The sequence below is a fragment of the Streptomyces sp. NPDC051286 genome (genome assembly GCF_044455345.1).
Classification (GTDB): Bacteria; Actinomycetota; Actinomycetes; order Streptomycetales; family Streptomycetaceae; genus Streptomyces.
Genome location: NZ_JBITER010000058.1, coordinates 16539 through 32713, shown reverse-complemented (window position 1 = coordinate 32713; position 16175 = coordinate 16539). Strand labels below are relative to the sequence as shown.

The window sequence follows — 16175 nt, the reverse complement described above, 5'->3', positions numbered from 1 at the left end:
GATCTACTCCAAGGCACCTGCGGCCAGTTGTCGCACGGGTCAGGCTCGGGCCCCCTGCGGCACACCACGAGTCTCACAGTTGTCGCAGATCAGGTAGACGTCGAGACGGCCGGGGACCTCCATGTCGAGCTCGGCCAGGAACTTCTGGAACTCCACCGCACGGTGCCGTCGGTGGAGCGAGCCGATGACCTCACCCGTGGCCGCGTTCAGGGCGGCGAACAGGGTCGTCACACCGCCGCGCAGATAGTCGTGGGTGCGGCGCTCGGGCGTGCCCGGCATCATCGGCAGCACCGGAGCCGACCGGTCCAGGGCCTGGGTGAGTAGCCGGGGAGGATCTCACTCCCCGGCTCTCTCAGAACCGTGCGTAAACCTCTCGGCTTACACGGCTCCCATCGTCCAGTCGTGTCCGGTTACGGCTTGACGAGTTTCCAGTGGGCGAAGAGTCCCGGGAACCGCCTGGCATGGCGGGCCAGAGCCTCGCGCGCTCTTGCTCGTTTCCGTTTGAACCGCTTGTACTTGCGGACGAGCCACCGCACCAGGTAGTCGTTGATGCGGTTGAGGCTGGAACGCAACGCGGTCGGATGGAACCGCCCGAAGTAGTTGATCCAGCCCCGCACAACCGGGTTGATCTCCCGGGCGAGCTGCTCCAGGGTCGTGTCACTGCGCACGTGCAGCCGCCAGTGGCGGATCTGCGCCCGGATCTGCTTGGCGGCCTCATCGCTGACGGCCGGATTGAAGCCGAAGAAGTAGTCTCCTCGCTTCGTCCTGAGCCGTCGGACGCGAAACCCGTACCCCAGGAACGTGAACGAGGTGTGCTCGGCCGAGCCACGCCTGTTCCTGTCCTTGCAGTACACGATGCGGGTCTTGTCCGGATGCAACTCCAGACTCCCGCACTCGGCCAGCCGTCCGGCGATGGCCTGACGCACGTGGTGCGCCTGGGCCTCGTTGCGGCAGTGGACCACCACGTCATCGCAGTACCGTTCGAACTGGATGCCGGGGTATTCCCGGGCCATCCAGGCGTCGAACGCATAGTGCATGAAGAGGTTGGACAACACGGGTGAGACCGCTGAGCCCTGTGGGCTGCCGCGGTCCCGGGCGAGCAGGCTGCCGTCCGGCCGCTGGAGCGGGGCCTTGAGCCACCGCTCCACATACAGCAGGACCCACCGCTGGTCGGTGTGGTGGGCAACCGCCTTGAGGACGAGATCGTGATCGAGGTTGTCGAAGAAGCCCCGGATGTCCAAATCGATCACCCAGTCGCTGCCCCAGCACCGCTCCCGGCACGCCGCGACCGCGTCCAGCGCACTGCGGCGGGGCCGGTAGCCGTAGGAGTCCGGGTGGAACACAGGCTCCACCAGCGGCTCCAACACCATGGCCACCACCGTCTGTGCGATTCTGTCCGCGACCGTGGGCACGCCGAGGATCCTGACCCCGCGTCCTCCCGGCTTATCGATCTCCACCATCCGTACCGGCGGCGGGAAGTAGCAGCCCGACGAGAGCCGATTCCACAGCTTGTAGAGGTTGCCCTTCAGGTCCACCTCGAACTGCTCGATCGACTCGCCGTCAACGCCCCCCGCTCCCTTGTTGGCCTTGACCCTCAAGTACGCCTCGAACACCAGGTGTTTCGAGATTTCGAACGACTTCGATCCACTCGTCTGGTTCATCCCGGGCACTCCGGTTGGCCACCAAGCAGACCCGGACGACCCGTCCCCTTCGCTCCGCCCGCATTACCGGGCCTCACCGCTACTACGAGACGGTCCGCCCCCGTGCCCCGCATCGGTACTCGGCCTCTCGCGGTCTTGTCCGCTTGAGGTTCTCCCTCTCGCCGCCATCCCATCAGGGCGCCGGCAGTATCGGGGCGACAGGTTCCCACGTTCCGTACAAGAGCCCGGGCCAGGCTCGCGCCGCCTCCATGCCGGACGCCGTCCGGGCAGTCAGCAGGCTCCCCCCGGACTTGTCCCGGAGCCCAGATCATGCCCCGGTTTCGACGCCATTGAAGAAAATTACGACACGTCATCAGCGGTTCGCTCTCGCTCGCCTTCCTGACCCACACCTGACGCGATCACAGCCGCGCCTTTTGCCGCAGCGCTCACCACGACCGGCACTTAACCGACGCAGCCTGCGGTGGTTTGGAACCTCCCCCTGCAGGGCGACCCCGGAGGACCTACCTCCATCTCCTGCACAGCACCGCTTCCAGAAGCTGTTACATCAACGCTCCCTTCAGCGTTCGTGGCACACGATCTGCGACTTCTCGTCCACGCACAGGACGATGGCCCGCTCGGGCGGGTCCAGGTACAGGCCGACGACGTCACGGACCTTCTCGATGAACTGCGGGTCCTTGGACAGCTTGAAGGTGTCCACCAGATGCGGTTTGAGGCCGAAGGTCCGCCAGATCCGCGAGATGGTGGACTGGCTCAGGCCGCTGACCGAGGCCATTTCCCGCGTCGACCAGTGCGTGGCACTCTTCGGAGTGGTCTCCAAGGTCCGTACCACCACCACCACCTCCACCTTCTCGTCGCTCACCGTGCGCGGCGGCCCGGGCCGCGGCTCATCGGACAGGCCCTGGAGCCGGTCAGCCGCGAACCGCTTACGCCACTTGGCCACCGTGACCGGGTGGAGCCCAAGCTCTGCCCCCACGACGGTGTTCGAGCCGCCATCAGCGCACGCGAGCACGATCCGGCACCTCAACGCCAGAGCCTGCGAGGACGTTGCCCGCCGCGATCAGCGCAGCAGCACTCCTGCTATGCGCCGCTGGTGCTGTGGGGGCCGCTGTTGGCGGTGCTGACAGTGGCGTACTGGCGGCGTCGACGTGCGGGTGGCGCGTCGGCGGCTGCTCGCTGATGTCCTGTGTGGACGATGACCTCCTCAAAAGGGCCGGTCCTCGTCATCGGTGGTGCGGGCGGCCACTGAATTCGCGCCCCTTGCCCAGTCGGCCCCGTGTCGGAGATGCGGCCTTCCGGGAGGCGCGCCGCCGTGCCCTCCGTCGCTCCGGCCGCGCGGGAGACGGGCCGGGTGCTCGCCGCAGCACGCGGAACAAATGTACGCACAATCCCGATGGGGTTTTCGCGGGTGTCTTGCGTGTCGGAGTCGTACGACCTAGCGTGAATGTACGTACATTAGGCGTACGGGAGGGTTCCCTTGGTGACCAAGCAGCACCACCGGACCGTGATCATCGGCGGCGGGACCGCGGGTATCTCGGTCGCGGCGCGGCTCTGCCGTGCCGGTGAAAAGGACGTCGCAGTGCTCGATCCGAGCCTTGACCACTACTACCAGCCACTGTGGACGCTGGTCGGCGGCGGACGAGCACCGCTGAAAGAGAGCATCCGCTCCCAGGAGACCGTCATTCCGAAGGGCGTGCGGTGGATCCGTCACGCCGCAGTCGCCGTCGACCCCGAAGCCCAGGAGGTGACGCTGGACGACGGCAACACCGTCTCCTACGACCAGCTCGTGGTCTGCCCCGGCATCCAGCTGGACTGGGGCCGCGTGCCGGGCCTGGAGGCCGGGCTCGGCAAGGACGGCCTATCCAGTAACTACCTGCCGCACACCGCCCCCGCGACCTGGCGCTTCATCCGTGAGACCCGCTCGGGCAGCGCGGTGTTCAGCATGCCCACCGGCGCCATCAAGTGCGGCGGCGCCCCACAGAAGATTGCCTACCTCGCCGCCGACTACTGGCGCAAGCAGGGCGTCCTCGGCAGGATCGACGTCCACCTCGTGATCCCTGGCGCCGCCATCTTCGGCGTTCCGGAATTCGCGCGCGTGCTCGACGACGTGGTCCGCCGGTACGGCATCAAGGTCCACTACGGCAGCGAGGTCACCGAGGTGCGCCCCGAGGCCCGCGAGGTGGTCGTCACCGACCTGGGCACCGGAGGCAGGACGACCCTGCCGTACGACATGGCCCACCTCGTACCACCACAGAGCGCCCCGGACTGGATCAAACACAGCCCACTCTCCGACGCTGACGACCCGGCCGGCTACATCGAGATCGACAAGCACACGATGCGGCACGTCAGATACCCCAATGTCTGGGCCCTCGGTGACGCCGGATCGTCCCCGAACTCCAAGACCGGCGCAGCCGTGCGCAAGCAGGCGCCCGTGGTCGTCGAGAACCTCCTCGCAACGATGAACGGCCGGGAACCCACGGCCTCCTACAACGGCTACTCCTCGTGCCCGCTGACCACGGCCCGCAACAAGATGCTGCTCGCCGAGTTCGACTACAGCGGGCAGCCCGCGCCGTCGATCCCGGTGATCGACACCATCCGCGAACGCACCGACATGTGGTACCTCAAGCGGCACGGCCTGCCGTTCCTCTACTGGAACCTCATGCTTCGCGGGCTCGCCTGACCCGACACCTGAAAGCCGCAATCGGCCCGACCAGCGCACCGGCCGGGCCCGCTGGGCCGCACCCGCGGCCCGGCCCCAGCGACCGCCGCCATCAGGCGCCCGGCCGCCTTGCTGTCGCAGCGTCTGACCCTGGACCCGCGGACACACCGACACCCACCCACGCCGGACCTGACTTGCCGGCACGCAACCCCCACTCATCTCCAGGAGGCCGTTATGACAAACCACACCGGACCGCTGGTCTTCGTGCAGTTCTACCTCGACTGCCTCTCCCACGCCTCGTACCTCGTCGGCGACCGCACCACCGGCCGGGCCGTCGTGATCGACCCTCAGCGCGACGTCAACGACTACATCGCCACCGCCGAGCGTCACGGCCTGACCATCGAGCGGGTCATCGAGACCCACATCCACGCGGACTTCCTCTCCGGCCACCTGGAGCTGGCCGAGCGCACCGGTGCCCGGATCTCCTACGGATCCGCCGCTACGCTCGACTTCGACACGGACCCCCTGGACGACGGCGAGCACCTCAGCCTCGGTGAGGTCGACCTGGAGATCCTGCACACACCTGGCCACACCCTCGAGTCGATCTGCGTCGTCGTCCGCGAACACGCGGGCGACGCCGTCCCCTACGGTGTTTTCACCGGCGACACGCTGTTCATCGGCGACGTCGGCCGCCCCGACCTGCTCAGCGCCCGCGGCCGGTCCGCCGAGGAGATGGCCCGCGTCCTGTATCACTCCACCCGCGAGTGCCTGCTCACCCTCCCCGACGACACACGCGTCTACCCGGCGCACGGAGCCGGCTCGGCCTGCGGCAAGAACCTCTCGACCGAGCTGAGCTGCACGATTGGCAACCAGCGCCGCAGCAACTACGCCTTGGCCGACATGACCGAGGACGAATTCGTCTCTGTCGTGACCGAAGGCCAGCCCGCCGCGCCCGCTTACTTCGCCTTCACATCCGTGCGCAACCGCCAGGCCCGTCCGGCCCTGGATGAGGATGCCCCCGTCCCCTCCCTGACCCCGGACGCCTTCATCGAGGCTCGGGCGGGCGGTGCCAGAGTTTTGGATACGCGGGACCCGGAGTCGTTCGCCTCCGCCCACGTGCCCGGCGCGGTCAACGTCCCCATCGGCGGTCGGTTCGCCGAGCTCGTCGGCGAGGTGCTCGATGCCCGGGACCGCATCATTCTGTGCGGCGATTCCGCCACTGCGCGTGAGGCCCGCAACCGTCTCGCCCGCATCGGCTTCGACCGCGTCCTCGGTGCCCTGACCACCGCGGTCGAGACTGTCGGTACCGAGTACCTGACCGCCGTCGTGCGCGTGGAGGCCGACGTCCTCGCCGGCCGACTCGCCGAGGGCACGGGCGACTTCGAGCTGGTGGACGTGCGCGGCCTGGGCGAGGTACGCGATAACGGCACCATCCCCGGCGCCCGCCTCATCCCGCTGCCCGAACTGATCGCCCGCCTGAGCGAACTGCCGACCGATCAGCCGCTGACCGTGATCTGCGCGAGCGGTAACCGCTCATCGGTGGCCGCGTCCGTGCTGCGCGCCCGCGGCTTCGAGGCCACCGACCTGCGCGGCGGCTTCTCCGCATGGCACGGCGAGGTTGCGCATCCCTCCGACACGGCCCCGGGTGGCGTCCCGGCGTGAGTGTCCTGATCCTCGCTCTGCTCTGCGGAGCCATGGTCGGCCTGGCCCTGGGCGCGCTCGGCGGTGGCGGTGGGGTGCTCGCGGTACCGGCCCTGGTGTACCTCCTGGGCGTCGCACCCGCCGACGCCGGGACCACCAGTCTGGTCGTCGTCACCGTCACATCCGTCACCGCTCTTGCCCGCCACGCCGGCACCGGCAACATATGCTGGCGGACCGGCGCGCTGTTCGCCGCAGCAGGTGTGCCACCAGCCATCGGAGCGTCCGTGCTCACGCACCGCATTCCGCAGGCCGTACTGACCGCCGCGTTCGCCGTCCTGGCCGCTCTCGCCGCCGCGGCGATGCTGCGCGCTACCCGTAGGGGGCACCGCATCCGCCGGGTCGCCGCGGCCGCGACGGTTGCCCCGAAAGCCACCGCACCGGGGGCAACCGTGGGGGCTGTCGTTTCCCGCTCCGGAGGGTCCGGGCGCGTGGGGGCGACCGCCGCCCGGGCGGCACTACGAACGGCCGACGGGACGACCGCGTCCGCAAACGGCAGGGGCGGCCCCGCACGGGAAGACGCGGGTGGCGACGCCCCCGGGGGGCCCGCCGGCCGGGCCGGGCACCTGCGCATCGCGGCGGCCGGGGCCGGCCTCGGAGCGGTGACCGGGCTGCTGGGAGTCGGCGGCGGTTTCCTTGCCGTACCCGCCCTGGTGTCCGTGCTCCGCCTGCCGATGCGACGAGCCGTCGGCACCAGCCTCGTGGTCATCCTCATCAACTCGGTCGCGTCCCTCGCCACCCGCCTGGCGGCCGGAGGCATGTCCCTCGACCTCGCAGTCTTCGGCCCGTTCGTGGGCGCAGCCATCCTCGGCGCCTGGGACGGCAAGCGGCTGGCGGCCAAGCTCTCCGGCGCCGCCCTGCAACGGGCCTTCGCCACCCTGCTGCTCGCGATGGCCGCGTTCATGCTCATCGACGTCTTCGTCTGAAGGTTCGTGCACGACCGCCGGCCGGTGCACCCCGCCCCGGGTGATGGCCGCTGCGATCGGCTGCCGACTGAGCGGCCGGCGTCCGAGCGGCCGGCGTCCGAGCCCGTCGTGGGACCTCCGGCGTCCGCCCGGTGATCACCGGGCGCCGGTCACGTCGGGTCGCCGCCCCTCCAGGCCAGGCCAGCGCGCCCTCAACCCAGGAGCTCCCAGGTTTGCACCTTTTCCCCGGACGTACGAACATTCATCCTGTGTCAGCAGCATCCGCCCGACCCCGACCCCCAGGAGGGCGCTGGTGATCTCCCGCTCCGGCCCTCGCCCCCTCACCCGATCCGCGGGCAAACCGTTGTGGGCACAGCTGCGCACCGACCTGCTGCGCCGTCTCGAAGACGGCGAATTCCGCGATGTCTTCCCCGGTGAGCACGACCTCGTCGCCGAGTACCAGGTCAGCCGGCACACGGTCCGCGAGGCCCTCCGGCAGCTTCGTGCGGAGGGCCTCGTCACCGCCCAGCGCGGCAAGGTATCCCGGTTCACCGCCAGCCGCCCGCTGGAACAGAAGGTCGGTGAGGCGTACAGCTTCTTCCGCTCTGTCGAGGAGGTCGGCGTCGTTCAGCGCAGCGCCGTACGTGTGCTCGACCAGCGCGCCGACGGCGTCATCGCCGCCCGTCTGGGACTTGAGGAATCCACACCACTCGTCTACCTCGAACGCCTTCGTCTCGCTGACGAGGAACCGCTCGCCGTCGATCGTGTTTGGCTCCCCGCGGACGTGGCCCGCCCGCTCCTGGACGTCGACTTCACCCGCACCTCGCTCTACGACGAGCTCGAACGCCACTGCGGCACCCGTATCTGCGGCGGCTGGGAGCGTATCCGGGCCGTCGTACCTGGCCGCGGAGAGCGCACCCTGCTCGACTGCCCCGAGTCCACGGCGTTGTTCGCGATCGACCGGCTCGGTCACGACGCTGGCCGACGCCCGGTCGAGTGGCGGCAGACGCTCGTCCGCGCGGATCGCTTCGCCGTCACCGCCGCTTTCTCTGCAGACGACGGCTATCGGCTGGGCAGGGCCCCGGAGAGAGTCGGGAACATCCGTTTTTGATCACGGGATGCCGTGGAGTGTCACTTACCTGTTTAGTTGCGTTATTTGAAGCTCTCACCCTCGGCCTCGGGGTGGGAGATGACCGCGTCGACGGACGCCGTGGTGTAGAGCGCGACGTTTACGGCCCGGCCCGCCTCGTGCTGAAGCGGACCCCGATCGACTGCGGGGAGCTGAGCCGGCCGAGCCGCACCATGTGGTCGAAGTCGGCACGGCGTACCCGGGCCAGGGTGCCGATGCCTCGGCCAATGGTGGGAATCGCCCCGCGGTCTGGTGTACTTGCGGTCTCCTCCGGTGGGCCGGGTGCAGGACCCTGGCCGGGAGCAAGGGTCCGTCGACCATGTTGTCGCCTGCGTCGGCCAGTTGCTGGGCGAGCGTGTGGTCCGGGCCGCGGGCGCCTTCGATGGCGAAGCCGCGTTCGGGCCACTGGGCTCACGGACGCGACGTGGTCCCGGACCGCGGGGCGACCGCTGTCCGGGACCAGTGAGTTGACCGGTTCCGGTGTCACCCGGTGTAGGTGAACTCGTCGGCTGGACTGGTGGGGGACGAGTAGCCGTTCACGGTGATGTTCACGGTCTTGCTCGTAGCCTTGCCCGACGGGGGTGCTTTGGCGACGATCTTGTCCGAGTCGACCTGGACGGATGACGAGGCGTTCTTCCCGAAATACACGTTGGCGCCTTTCGCGAAGCCCGCGCCGGAGATAGTGACCGAGTCGTTGGCCTTGCCCCTGTCCGGTGTGATGCCGGTGACCACCACGGGTTCGGGCCCGCCGTAGGCGAACTGCCCGAGCGGGACTGCCGGGGAGGTACCCAGGGGGTTGGTGACATACAGGTTGACGATGCCGGTCGCGTCAGGCACCTCAGCAGTGACGGTGCCGTCAGGGTTGAGCGTGGGTGGTTTCTGGCACGGGACGGGGCCGAAGTCGACGTTGCAATCCTTGCTGAAGTCAAGGCCGTTGATCGTGACCTGTGTGCCCGATGCACCGAAGCTGGGGATCACGCCGGTCACCGTCGGCGGCCCGGAAAGGACGGGCGCGTCCAGCAGTCTGAGGTAGGTGGAGTTGGCGTGCTGAAATGCGACCTGACCCGGGAAATCCTGGTCGCCTTCGCCCGCTACGACGCCGTTCACCGGCCGCTGGTCGACCGCAAGCAGCAGATCGGCCCGAATGTGCGCCTCATGGTGCCGAGGACCGAGGGCGGCCGGTGCGTCCGCGACGTGCTGGTCCGGCTGCCGCTGAGGAAGGCTGCCGGAGCGGTCGAGCGCCACCTGCAGGCCCGCGCCGCCGAGCCCCTGCCCGACTACCACCGCGCCGCGTGAAACGGGACACATCAGTGACGTGTACCGAGCCGAGGGGCGCTCTGTGGAACAACGAGCTCTGCCTCACGCGGAAAGCCGTTCGCTACGCGACCAAATGGGGCGAGGCGAGGGTGGCGTTCGGGTCGCCGCATCCGCTGACGCCCCCGCAGAAGACGTCATGGAGATGGTGACCAACAGTCATATCAACCGGCCGACGAGGACTTCGCGCACAGCAGCGCCTGCACTTGGCGGACCGCCTCGTGCTGGCGGAGTGGGCTGGGGGCTTGCGACCGCTGTGGGCGCTGCTGCGCGCGGTTGCCTCCGCCGCGAGGTTCGTCGTCCTTGTCCTGGCCGGGCACTGCCACCGGCCGGCGGGTTGGTCACGCCGGGGAGGAGGACACCGCCTCCCCGTCCTGCCGCGCCATCCGTGTCGGCATCGGGTCGCCCGCCACCGAGTCCCGCAGGAACAGGGGTGTCGAGCCGGCCATGCTCAGGTAGCCGTTCACACTTCGCGTGAGGACGAGGGTGTAGCCGTCGGGAGCGTCTGCCCGGCTCGTGCGCGTAGGGGCATGCCCTTCCTCCCTTGTCGCCCAGTTCCATTCGCACCACACCCCCGTCACCAGGTCGAAAAAGCGGTCGCTGGTGTCCGGTGTGGTTCCCAGCACCCAGTACCGGATGTCGAGGGTGGCCCAGCCGTCATCGGGATGGTTCAGGTCCTCGGACAGGACAACCCCGTGGTGCAGGCCCCGCGTGGGGCAGGTCCGGATGCTGTAGCGCCAGCGACAGTTCCGGGGGCAGCGCGCGGAGCGTCTCCGTGAAGTGCCGCAGCAGCCGGGTATGTGCCTGTGCCTGTGTTCTCATCGTTCTCACCCGCATAGGATGCCCGTGATCAAGCGGGAGGAGGGGCTGAGTGGGCGAAATGCCAGGTGCGCGTGAGGAGTTGGAACGGCTCGGGCGTGCCCTGCGTGCGCAGCTCGTCGAGCTGATCGATGACCTGACCCCCGGCGCCGACCTCGGCCTCCTCTTCCTCGACGAGCCGAACGTCGCCGACTGGCACGAGCCTCTGCGCTACAGCTACTCGGCCTTGTTCCGTGGGGAACGCCCCGAAGGGCTCGGCGCTGCCGACATCGCCTTGCGGGCGGCCGGCCTGCTTGGTCCGGCTGGCTGGGACATCGCGGGGCCACAGGAGGAGATCGACGGCACGAGACGCACGTATGTCCTCACAGCCTGCCACCCCTACGGCATCCGCATCGAAGTCCGCACGGGCGACCACAACTCGGCCGTGTTCTACAGCGGGCATTCCCCCGCGCAGGCCCTTCGTGAGCCGGAGGAGTTCAATTGGCCGGAGCCGGCCCGGACGCCCGAGACCCTCACGCCCGGCTACGTGCTCTGCTACGAGAGTGAGACCCGGCTGATCGCGACGCCCGAGCGGGTCTTGTAGGCCTTGTTGATCGAGATCTGTACCGCGGGGTCGCAGGACAGCTGGCAGCCCGCCGTTGCACTTTGGTTCGGCGCAACGGCGGGCTGTGTCGGCGGGGGTGTTACTACAGCTCCCGCTCGATCTGGCTCTCGCTGACCTTGTCTTCGCGCATGGTCACCTCGTTCTGGACGGCGTAGCGAGTCTGTGCCCCGCTGCCCTCGGCACTCCGGATCTCGCCCCGCTGAAGCTCGTCCTGCTGGTCCCGGTACTCCACGTGCTGTCCCTTGCGGTAAGGCATGGGGATCTCCAAGTCTCGTGTGGGTCGGCGTGGGCTGGCCCGGCTCGTTCAGCAGGGGGTGCCCCGCCCTCTTGGCGCCCGCGACTATCGCCAGGCGCACTGACAGCCCACCCCTAACTCCGCCCTACAGCAATCACTACGGGCCGAATGGGTGACGCCTAGGGCGTGTTTCGAAAGTCCCGTCTGCCTGGCGACGCCTGGCACGCACGCTCGCTGCGTTGTCGGGCTCGCCCCGATACGCCCAGTATCGGGGTGACCCTCCGCCTTGCGATCGCACGCACCAGACGCCGCCAGGCCCGCCCTACGGGCGGACGACGCTACCTTCGAAACACGCCCTAGCTCGCCGCTGTCGACGTCCTCTGAAGCTTCCTCTGCGACGGACGGTGCTACGAGCCCGCCGCAGGCGCCCGCTCCAACCTGCTGATTGCTGCAGGTCAGGCGGAGGTGGCCGATCGTCGGTCCGCGGGAGCATGTCGTGGCCGCTGTCGAGAGTCGCCCAGTACGGATGCGTCGCCACGTGGGTGCTCGTCACCACATCTGACTTCACGCTTGTCAGTCACGTCAAGCAGCCGGCCTCGGCCGGCCTGGGCGGGTTCTTCGGGCGTACGTCGGAGCGATGGGCTTGCGCCGTACCCAACTGGAGTGCAACGACCGGCTGCGCGAGGTCGGTGTCACGATCCGGAACGGGCCAGGCTGCACTCGCCGATCGGCCTCGACCTCGGTGCTCGTACCCCGAGGAGACCGCGTTGTCTATCGCCGCCGAAATCGTCGCCGACCCGTGCGGTGGCAGCGGAGTACCGCTCAAGGGCGCGCACACGCCGATCCGTCACGAAGGCGACGGGGCGTCGAATGGAATGATCATTTCGGGGGCTTGAGCCGTCCCCTGAACCACGGTCGTTCGTGGGCGGGTTGCCGCCACGGCTGCTTCACGCCAGGTGCGAACTCAACCGTAGCCTCGATTTTGCCTTTAGACCTGCGGCGTGACATTCACATCCTCCTCCGCTTCCGGCCGGGCGAGACCCGCTCGTGCGGGACGCAGGGCTCTGCTCATAGCGACTTCGGTCGCCCTGGTGAGTGGGGCACTGTTGCCCGCAACGGGCTCCGCTTCCGCCGCCGCGGGTCAGACCGGGCCCGTCGACCGGCAGGCCGCCGCCCCTGTCAAGGAGTACGACATCACCCTGCTCACGGGGGATGTCGTGCATTACTCGGATGGTGTCGGCAAGCAGGACACCGTCACCGTGGGCCGCCCCGACGGAGCGGTCGGCGGCGTGCATGTCCAGCAGGCCGGTGACGATCTGTACATCCTGCCCGACGAGGCCAACTCCCTCCTTGCTGCGGGCAGGTTGGATCGCCGACTGTTCAATGTCTCGGCTCTGGTCAAGATGGGGTACGACGACCGGAAGTCCGGCGGCATTCCGCTGATCGCCACCTACTCGGCGAGTCAGGGCCGCTCACTGCCGGCCGCCCCTCGCGGTTCGAAGAAGACCCGCACTCTGGAGAGCATCCACGGCGCCGCGCTGAAGGCGGAGAAGGGCACCGCCCGGGCCTTCTGGAACGACATTGCCCTTACCCCCAAGGCCCGTTCGCTGGACAAGGGCATCGCCAAGATCTGGCTCGACGGCCGGGTGGAGGCCGCGCTCAAGCACTCAGTGCCGCAGGTCAACGCCCCGCAGGCGTGGGCCGAGGGCTACGACGGCAAGGGCTCCAAGGTCGCAGTCCTGGACACCGGAATCGATGCGACCCACCCGGATGTCAAGGACCGCGTGCTCGAAACCAAGAGTTTCGTGCCGGGCGAGGAGGTCCTCGACAGGCACGGCCACGGCACGCACGTCGCCTCCACGATCGCGGGCTCGGGCGCCGCCTCGGAGGGCGTCAACAAGGGCGTCGCCCCGGGCGCCGGTCTGATCATCGGCAAGGTGCTCGGCGATGAGGGCTCGGGCGCGGACTCCGGGATCATTGAAGCCATGGAGTGGGCGAAGGCCGAGGGCGCCGACGTCGTCTCCATGAGCCTCGGGTCCAGCATTCCGGACGACGGCTCCGACCCGATGTCCCAGGCCGTCGACGCGCTCTCCGCCGACGGCGGGCCGCTGTTCGTGATCGCCGCGGGCAACGCGTACGGCGCGGGCACCATCGGCTCGCCCGGTTCAGCGGAGAAGGCACTCACCGTCGCCGCCGGGATGTGCTGCCAGTGCGCCCGCTGCTGTTCGCGCTCTTCGGAGCTCGCCAGGTGCTCTTGGTGGAAGCGGAGCATCGTCCGGGCCCCGTCGGCGGTGGGGGCGAGGGCGACCTGGACCGTGGTGGTGCCGTGGGTGACGCGGATGCGGTCTTTCGGGCGGTAGCCGCGCACCTCACCCGTCACCCCTGCGGCCGTCTGGTAGGGAGCGCCGCGTTCCGGGATGAGGACCGCGCCGGGGCCGAGCCAGAGGGCGAGCCCTTCAGAGCTGCTGATGAAGTCCCAGACGGCGAGCGCGGGGTGGGGCAGCGTGCGGGACACGCCGATCTGCCAGCCTGCGTCTTTGGTGAGTCCGGTGGGCATCGGGGTCATCCTTCCTCGGAGTGGCGGGCGCGCAGCGCCCTCACCTTGTGGCGGTTGCCGCAGTGCTCCATGGAGCACCAGCGGCGGCGGCCGGGGCGTGAGGTGTCGACGTAGACGAGGTGGCAGTCCTCGGCGGCGCAGGCGCGGATGCGGTGCGTGAAAGGGCCGGTCAGCAACTCGACGGCGTCCCGTGCGACGGCGGCCACCAGGTGGGTGCCGGTAGGGGTTCCGGCCCACTGCCGCTTCCCGGTCGGCGCGATGGCGGGTGCCAGGTCTGGACAGGCGGCTGCCTCGTTGATGGTCTCCAGGTCACCGGGCGGGTTCGGCTCGCCGCGTGTGTGGGCGATGACCACCCGAAACAGTGCGTCGCGCAGCCTCCGGGCGTCCGCCACCTCGGCTTCGGAGATCTCCAGCACGGGCGTCGGCGTCAGCCGCGACCGGTCCGCCCAGGCGGCCAGGTCGGCGGGCTCGTGCAAGACCTCGTACCGGCGGTAGGGGCCGGGGCCGCCGGTGGTCAGCAGTTCCAGGCACAGCGCGCCGGGGTCGAACCGGTAGGCGACGCCGGTATGGGAGTGCAGCGTCAGCCCTTTGGTTGCAGAGGAGTCCATGTAACCAATATAACTGGTTACATGGCATTGAGTTGGAAGTTGGTCATCGACAGCACGAACGCGTCCGCCCTCGCGGACTTTTGGGCCGCGGCCCTGGAGTACGAGGTGGAAGACCCCAGCGCTCTCATCGAGCAGCTGCTGGCCGCCGGCCACATCGGCGAGGAGGCGGTCGTCGAACATCGCGGCCGCAAGACCTTCCGCGGCTACGCCGCGATCCGCCACCCCGAGGACCCGTTCGATCAGACCAGCGGCGTTGGCCGCGGCCGGCGGCTGCTCTTCCAGGACGTGCCCGAGGGCAAAGTGGGCAAGAACCGCCTGCACCTCGACGTCCACAGCGAGCCCGGCGGCCTCGGCAAGCTGGTGGCCCGACTGGAAGAACTGGGGGCAACCCGCGTCCGTGAGGTCGACAAGGGACCTGCCGGGCACTGGTGGATCATGCAGGACCTGGAAGGCAACGAGTTCTGCGCGGCGTAGGTCGGGCCGCGACCGCCCTCGACATCACCGTGCTGCGAGCGCGGTGATGTCGGCTCCGCCGGGCGGCCGCCAGGAAGACCCCGCGCACCCCTCCCGTCCGGGCTGCCCCATCTATCACATGGGGTGATGCTCTGGGCTGGAACAGGGGATCACCTCACGCTCCGGCGGTTCGCCTGGCACCGTCTCGCGCGAATCACGCCGACGGATCAAGGAGCGGGCGGTGCCCACCAGCTTTCTGAGCGAGGAACAGCGCAGGCGCTTCGGCCACTTCACCGAGGACCCGGACGAGGGACAGCTCGCCGGGTCCTTCCTGCTGGACCAGACCGCACGCCGAAGGGCGATGGCTGCCCGCGGCGCGCGGAACCGGATCGGCTGGGCTGTCCAGCTCGGCACCATCCGCTACCTGGGCACCTTCCTGGAGAATCCCGAGGAGGTCCCCGCCGTGGTGGTCGGTTACGTCGCCGAGCAGCTCGGCCTGGAACCGGCCGCCTTCGCCGGGTACGGCATGGGTGAGGCTCGCTGGGGCCATCAGGAGCAGATCCGCGAGGGCTACGGGTACACGAAGTTCGAGTTCGACCAGTGGTTCACGCTCGCCCGCTGGCTGTATCAGCGGGCCTGGATCGGCAACGAACGCCCCACCCTGCTGTTCGACCTCGCCAGCAAGCGTCTGGTGGACAAGGAGGTGGTGCTGCCCGGGGTGACCGTGCTGGAACGACTGGTCTCCGGCACCCGCGAGCGGGCCGAGAAACGGCTGTGGGCCACCCTCGCCGCGGCCCCGACCGCCGAGCAGGCCGAGCGGCTGCAGCAGCTGGTCGTCGTCCCTACGGGCAAACGCCTCTCCGAGCTGGACCGGCTGCGCCGCTCGCCGCGCGACATCTGCGCCACGGCCTGGCCGCCGGTTCTCGCCGACGGCGCGAAGGCGGGCCGCGGGATGGACCCTGGGCTGCTCGGCTCGGTGAAGCGCGCCGACGGCACGAAGCAGCTGACGCTCGCTGGATGGCCGCTGTACCGCTACGCGCAGGACACGGCGCCTCGGCAGACCCGCGGTCAGGGCGTCGGCGGCACCTGGTTCGCGGCCGCGCCGGACGGTACGAAGGCGAAGGTGCAGGCGCACGAGGCACCGAGCGAGCGAAAAGACCTGCCCGCACTGTCCACGGTCGACGACAAGGAGCGCGGCACGATCGTCCGCGACGGCAAAGGGCGTAGGCTCTACCGCTTCACCAAGGACACCGCCTGGCCGATGAAGTCCAACTGCGAGGGCGCCCGCCTGGAGAAGTGGAAGCCCGCCAAACTCGTCGACAAGAAGAACATCAAGGGCATCGACCCGAAGCTGATCATCCCGTACACCCGCTTCGACGGCACGAAGCAGCTCACCATCGACTGCTGGCCGCTCTACTGGTACACCGGCGACAGGAAGCAGGGTGACATCAACGGCCAGGGCCTGAACGGCACTTGATTCACCTTGCGGCCCAACGGCAAGCTGGCCGAGTAGTCGCGTCGGACCGGGGAGGGGAC

Annotated in this window: 13 protein-coding genes and 5 pseudogenes; 10 read left to right on the top strand and 8 right to left on the bottom strand. The window is 69.0% G+C overall.

What is annotated here, in order from left to right; translation table 11 throughout:
* Nucleotides 1–57: 57 nt before the first annotated feature.
* The 3 genes and pseudogenes from ACIBB8_RS33255 to ACIBB8_RS33245 form a co-directional block, all read right to left on the bottom strand.
* Nucleotides 58–315: pseudogene (locus tag ACIBB8_RS33255) on the bottom strand (IS630 family transposase); the annotation flags it as partial.
* A gap of 95 nt (nt 316–410) precedes the next feature.
* A complete protein-coding gene (gene ltrA, locus ACIBB8_RS33250) occupies nt 411–1661 on the bottom strand; it encodes a group II intron reverse transcriptase/maturase (protein ID WP_398958504.1) in 1251 nt (416 codons plus the stop codon).
* Between the two features lie 574 nt (nt 1662–2235).
* A pseudogene (locus ACIBB8_RS33245) lies at nt 2236–2685 on the bottom strand (IS630 family transposase); the annotation flags it as partial.
* A 450-nt stretch (nt 2686–3135) separates the two neighbouring features.
* Here ACIBB8_RS33245 and ACIBB8_RS33240 point away from each other — a divergent pair.
* From ACIBB8_RS33240 to ACIBB8_RS33225, 4 genes are all read left to right on the top strand, one after another.
* Entirely contained in the window at nt 3136–4338 is a 1203-nt protein-coding gene (locus ACIBB8_RS33240) for an FAD/NAD(P)-binding oxidoreductase (RefSeq protein WP_398958501.1), read from the top strand.
* 213 nt (nt 4339–4551) lie between these two features.
* A complete protein-coding gene (locus ACIBB8_RS33235; protein WP_398958499.1) occupies nt 4552–5979 on the top strand; it encodes a rhodanese-like domain-containing protein in 1428 nt (475 codons plus the stop codon).
* Nucleotides 5976–6941: a sulfite exporter TauE/SafE family protein gene (locus ACIBB8_RS33230; RefSeq protein ID WP_398958498.1), complete on the top strand. Its 966-nt coding sequence runs from the start codon at nt 5976–5978 to the stop codon at nt 6939–6941. The genes ACIBB8_RS33235 and ACIBB8_RS33230 overlap by 4 nt, the downstream gene beginning before the upstream one ends.
* Before the next feature lie 292 nt (nt 6942–7233).
* Nucleotides 7234–8031, top strand: coding sequence for a GntR family transcriptional regulator (locus ACIBB8_RS33225; protein ID WP_398958496.1), 798 nt, complete (start codon nt 7234–7236; stop codon nt 8029–8031).
* 501 nt (nt 8032–8532) lie between these two features.
* On the opposite strand, the gene ACIBB8_RS33220 is transcribed toward ACIBB8_RS33225, so the two are convergent.
* Nucleotides 8533–9036 (bottom strand): IPT/TIG domain-containing protein, encoded by a 504-nt coding sequence (locus tag ACIBB8_RS33220; protein ID WP_398958494.1) that lies wholly within the window; start codon nt 9034–9036, stop codon nt 8533–8535.
* Nucleotides 9037–9093: 57 nt separating this feature from the next.
* On the opposite strand from ACIBB8_RS33220, the gene ACIBB8_RS33215 reads away from it, so the two are divergent.
* Nucleotides 9094–9345 carry a hypothetical protein gene (locus ACIBB8_RS33215; protein ID WP_398958492.1) on the top strand — a complete coding sequence of 84 codons (252 nt, stop codon included), beginning with the start codon at nt 9094–9096 and terminating at the stop codon, nt 9343–9345.
* 359 nt (nt 9346–9704) lie between these two features.
* On the opposite strand, the gene ACIBB8_RS33210 is transcribed toward ACIBB8_RS33215, so the two are convergent.
* Nucleotides 9705–9989 carry a hypothetical protein gene (locus ACIBB8_RS33210; RefSeq protein ID WP_398958491.1) on the bottom strand — a complete coding sequence of 95 codons (285 nt, stop codon included), beginning with the start codon at nt 9987–9989 and terminating at the stop codon, nt 9705–9707.
* Between the two features lie 245 nt (nt 9990–10234).
* On the opposite strand from ACIBB8_RS33210, the gene ACIBB8_RS33205 reads away from it, so the two are divergent.
* Nucleotides 10235–10765, top strand: a complete 531-nt coding sequence (locus ACIBB8_RS33205) for a hypothetical protein (RefSeq protein ID WP_398958489.1) — start codon at nt 10235–10237, stop codon at nt 10763–10765.
* A 103-nt stretch (nt 10766–10868) separates the two neighbouring features.
* Here the strand turns inward: ACIBB8_RS33205 and ACIBB8_RS33200 are convergent, their stop codons facing one another.
* On the bottom strand, nt 10869–11042 hold the full coding sequence (locus tag ACIBB8_RS33200; protein ID WP_366694986.1) for a hypothetical protein: 174 nt from the start codon (nt 11040–11042) through the stop codon (nt 10869–10871).
* Between the two features lie 601 nt (nt 11043–11643).
* On the opposite strand from ACIBB8_RS33200, the pseudogene ACIBB8_RS33195 reads away from it, so the two are divergent.
* Nucleotides 11644–11917 (top strand): annotated as a pseudogene (locus ACIBB8_RS33195) (XdhC family protein); the annotation flags it as partial.
* A gap of 207 nt (nt 11918–12124) precedes the next feature.
* Nucleotides 12125–13216: pseudogene (locus ACIBB8_RS33190) on the top strand (S8 family serine peptidase); the annotation flags it as partial.
* Nucleotides 13217–13218: 2 nt separating this feature from the next.
* Here the strand turns inward: ACIBB8_RS33190 and ACIBB8_RS33185 are convergent.
* Nucleotides 13219–13578: pseudogene (locus ACIBB8_RS33185) on the bottom strand (SRPBCC domain-containing protein); the annotation flags it as partial.
* A 5-nt stretch (nt 13579–13583) separates the two neighbouring features.
* Nucleotides 13584–14186 carry a CGNR zinc finger domain-containing protein gene (locus ACIBB8_RS33180; protein WP_398958487.1) on the bottom strand — a complete coding sequence of 201 codons (603 nt, stop codon included), beginning with the start codon at nt 14184–14186 and terminating at the stop codon, nt 13584–13586.
* Nucleotides 14187–14207: 21 nt separating this feature from the next.
* Here ACIBB8_RS33180 and ACIBB8_RS33175 point away from each other — a divergent pair, with 21 nt between their 5' ends.
* Together ACIBB8_RS33175 and ACIBB8_RS33170 are read left to right on the top strand one after the other, a co-directional pair.
* Nucleotides 14208–14660: a VOC family protein gene (locus ACIBB8_RS33175; RefSeq protein WP_384442586.1), complete on the top strand. Its 453-nt coding sequence runs from the start codon at nt 14208–14210 to the stop codon at nt 14658–14660.
* A gap of 220 nt (nt 14661–14880) precedes the next feature.
* Nucleotides 14881–16116: a DUF4158 domain-containing protein gene (locus ACIBB8_RS33170; RefSeq protein WP_398958485.1), complete on the top strand. Its 1236-nt coding sequence runs from the start codon at nt 14881–14883 to the stop codon at nt 16114–16116.
* Nucleotides 16117–16175 lie beyond the last annotated feature (59 nt).

Bases quoted from the DNA above. Each gene is read 5' to 3' on its own strand.
- ACIBB8_RS33175 (WP_384442586.1), top strand. From the start codon at position 14,208: ATGGCATTGAGTTGGAAGTTGGTCATCGACAGCACGAACGCGTCCGCC.
- ACIBB8_RS33180 (WP_398958487.1), bottom strand. From the start codon at position 14,186: ATGGACTCCTCTGCAACCAAAGGGCTGACGCTGCACTCCCATACCGGC.
- ACIBB8_RS33200 (WP_366694986.1), bottom strand. From the start codon at position 11,042: ATGCCTTACCGCAAGGGACAGCACGTGGAGTACCGGGACCAGCAGGAC.
- ACIBB8_RS33235 (WP_398958499.1), top strand. From the start codon at position 4,552: ATGACAAACCACACCGGACCGCTGGTCTTCGTGCAGTTCTACCTCGAC.
- ltrA (WP_398958504.1), bottom strand. From the start codon at position 1,661: ATGAACCAGACGAGTGGATCGAAGTCGTTCGAAATCTCGAAACACCTG.